Annotated in this window: 5 protein-coding genes and 1 pseudogene; all 6 read right to left on the minus strand. The window is 35.9% G+C overall.

Features of this window, described 5'->3' with window-relative positions:
• Positions 1–64 precede the first annotated feature (64 nt).
• Positions 65–316, minus strand: a complete 252-nt coding sequence (locus Megvenef_RS08575; RefSeq protein ID WP_322777517.1) for a hypothetical protein — start codon at positions 314–316, stop codon at positions 65–67.
• 23 nt (positions 317–339) lie between these two features.
• Positions 340–462, minus strand: a complete 123-nt coding sequence (locus Megvenef_RS08580) for a hypothetical protein (protein ID WP_322777518.1) — start codon at positions 460–462, stop codon at positions 340–342.
• Positions 463–512: 50 nt separating this feature from the next.
• Positions 513–1,145 carry a DNA-3-methyladenine glycosylase I gene (locus tag Megvenef_RS08585; RefSeq protein WP_322777519.1) on the minus strand — a complete coding sequence of 211 codons (633 nt, stop codon included), beginning with the start codon at positions 1,143–1,145 and terminating at the stop codon, positions 513–515.
• Positions 1,146–1,171: 26 nt separating this feature from the next.
• Entirely contained in the window at positions 1,172–1,315 is a 144-nt protein-coding gene (locus Megvenef_RS08590) for a hypothetical protein (protein WP_322777520.1), read from the minus strand.
• Positions 1,316–1,360: 45 nt separating this feature from the next.
• Positions 1,361–1,594, minus strand: a pseudogene (locus tag Megvenef_RS09990) (helicase-related protein); the annotation flags it as partial.
• Between the two features lie 2 nt (positions 1,595–1,596).
• A partial coding sequence (locus Megvenef_RS08595) for a DEAD/DEAH box helicase (protein ID WP_322777521.1) occupies positions 1,597–2,770 on the minus strand: 1,174 nt, incomplete at its 5' end.

The raw sequence follows: 2,770 nt of genomic DNA on the forward strand, positions 1-2,770 counted from the left end.
AAAATCACCGACCTGCTCGGGTCTTGCGATTCTGACCATAGCTCCGCTCATCCGTAGACTATCGCTAGCGTCTATTAGTACTTTTTTTACTATAATAACTATATAATTTATTATAATTGTCTTTGTATAATATTTTCTCTGTAAGTCTATGTGTAAGATAAAATGTACGGTTTAAATGATAACCTTTGCTACTACTGATTTTTTCAAAAAAGAATCTAAAATAATCATTTAGCATCCTTGGCTGTTCGCCTTTTTTCTCTAAATCAACGAGCAGAATTAGAAGGTTATTATCTTTTTTTAAAGTGTAAGATGACATATTTTGTTATTAATTCTACTTTCTCATGGTGTATCCCTAATAGCAATTCGTTTTGCTTTTTGGCTCTGTCTAACACGGACAAGAGTTGGATCGCCTAACTTGTTAAGAGTAATGAACTCTGGAATAGGGTGCTTTTTAGTATCCATTGTTATAGCATGTGTGATTAAAAATTACGAATTATACATTAGAAACATTATCATTGGTTTTTATGATATTTAAAACAATACTCCGTATGATCATTTACCATTCCGATGGCTTGCATATAAGCATAAATAATTGTTGAACCGACAAAACTCATACCCCGTTTTTGTAAGTTTTTAGATAACTGATCAGACTCTGCTGTACGAGACGGTAAATCTTTCATTGTTTTGGGGGAATTAAGCTTAGGTTTACCATCAACAAATTGCCATATATAATCATCAAAACACCCAAATTCTTTTTGAATAGTTAAAAATATTCGAGCATTCTTTCTAGCGGCAAACACCTTGAGTCTATTTCTGATAATTGAGGTGTTAGTAAGTATAGATTCCAGCTCTTCGTCATGCATAAGAGCTACTTTATCGGTGTCAAATTGCTTAAATAATTTGCGATAACCTTCACGACGCTTAAGTATGGTATACCACCTTAAGCCCGCTTGTGCACCTTCGAGAATTAACATTTCAAAATGTTTATTGTCATCATGTACTGGCACCCCCCATTCGTGGTCGTGATAATCTATATAATCAGGTTTATCTAAAGCCACCCAAGCACAACGCTTTTTTGGAACATTAGCAGACTCGACTGTATCGAATGTTACAAGAGATGGGATTAGTTTTTTCTGATTTTCCATTTTTATTAATAATTATAAGTATTACTTCAAATTGAAGCTTGACTGATCAGTTCCAATAAATCAACTTCTGTTAGAGATGCGCTTTTTTCGCTATCATCAAGCAAACCGATGGCTAGCTCTCTTTTATCACGATGCATTTTTAATATTTTTTCTTCAATAGAATGTTTCATAACCAGACGATACACGGTAACCGGTCTTGTTTGACCGAGGCGATGAGCTCTGTCAGAAGCTTGATCTTCAACCGCAGGATTCCACCACGGGTCAAGGTGAATAACATAATCCGCTGCGGTAAGGTTTAAACCGACTCCGCCAGCCTTTAAACTAAGTAAGAATAAATCTCCTTCACCACCCTGAAATGCTTCGACACTAGCTTTTCTTTGTTTTTGGGGAGTGCTTCCGTCTAAATATTGATAACTTATTCCTTGCTGTTCAAGCCTTTTTCTAACTATAGTTAAATAATCGACATATTAAATACCAAAGCACGATGATTATTTTCTTTTAGTTCTTGCACTATCTCATCAAAAGCTTCTAGCTTACTATTGGGTATTTCGATGTCATTATTAATTAAACTACAGTCGCAGCACGCTCTTCGTAACTTAGTAATTTCAGCTAAGATACTGAATCTCTTTTTAGCACTGTCGGCATCGCTGATGCTACTTATTCTTTCCAAAGATTCTCTACGTAGAGCTTCGTAGAAATTCTTTTCTTCATCACTTGGTTCAATAAAGATAGTTTGTTCTGTTTTGGATGGTAATTCATCCAAGACTTTACTTTTCATTCTTCGTAAGATAAAAGGTTGAATTAATCTTTTTAAGGTATTTCTCGCAATAACATCAGTGCCGCGTTCTATCGGTTTAGTATATTTTTCTTGAAATAATTGTCTACTACCTAAAAACCCAGGATTTAAGAATTCGAATAAGTTCCATAATTCCTCGGTACGGTTTTCTATAGGAGTGCCGCTTAGTGCTATACGATTGACCGCTTGAAGTTCGGTGATAATTTTAAATCTTTTAGTATTGTTTTTAATAGCTTGCGCCTCATCCAATACTATTACTTGAAATTGCCTGCTAGTCAATAGCTCTCCTACTTGATAAAGTAGACCGTAACTACAAATCAACACGTCCATTTTAGTTAAAGCGGCTATTTGTTCCTCTCGGTTATTACTGCCTAGTATTATACACTTCAAGCTCGGAGCGAATTTTTGGCATTCTTCCTGCCAAACATAACAAACGGAAGCGGGGGCTACTACCAAACAAGCCCCTTGAACTGCTTGCTCTAATAACAAGGCAATCGTTTGTACGGTTTTACCTAGCCCCATATCATCAGCAAGGCAAGCGCCGAATCCTAAGTTAGATAATCTGGCTAGCCACTTAAATCCTTCTATTTGGTAAGGTCTTAGTTCTGCTTGGAGGTTATGAGGGATTTTAGGATCATAGTTGTTAGTTGAATTAATTTTATTAATGTGAGTTTGCCAATAATTATCTGTTTTGCTATTTGTAGAATTATCAACAAACTCTTGGAGTAACGGTGCTCCGAGTTTATGAATAGATTGCCCCTTTTCATCAATTCTGGCGGCTTTCTTCAATTCCTGCATTCTTTTGGCAAAAGATGCGGTCAAGGCAATA

The organism is Candidatus Megaera venefica, assembly GCF_034554655.1.
Classification (GTDB): Bacteria; Pseudomonadota; Alphaproteobacteria; order Rickettsiales; family Rickettsiaceae; genus Megaera_A; species Megaera_A venefica.

Excerpts from the sequence above, each read along its gene's own strand:
- Megvenef_RS08575 (WP_322777517.1), bottom strand. The coding sequence starts at position 316 with ATGTCATCTTACACTTTAAAAAAAGATAATAACCTTCTAATTCTGCTC.
- Megvenef_RS08590 (WP_322777520.1), bottom strand. The coding sequence starts at position 1,315 with ATGAAACATTCTATTGAAGAAAAAATATTAAAAATGCATCGTGATAAA.
- Megvenef_RS08580 (WP_322777518.1), bottom strand. The coding sequence starts at position 462 with ATGGATACTAAAAAGCACCCTATTCCAGAGTTCATTACTCTTAACAAG.
- Megvenef_RS08585 (WP_322777519.1), bottom strand. The coding sequence starts at position 1,145 with ATGGAAAATCAGAAAAAACTAATCCCATCTCTTGTAACATTCGATACA.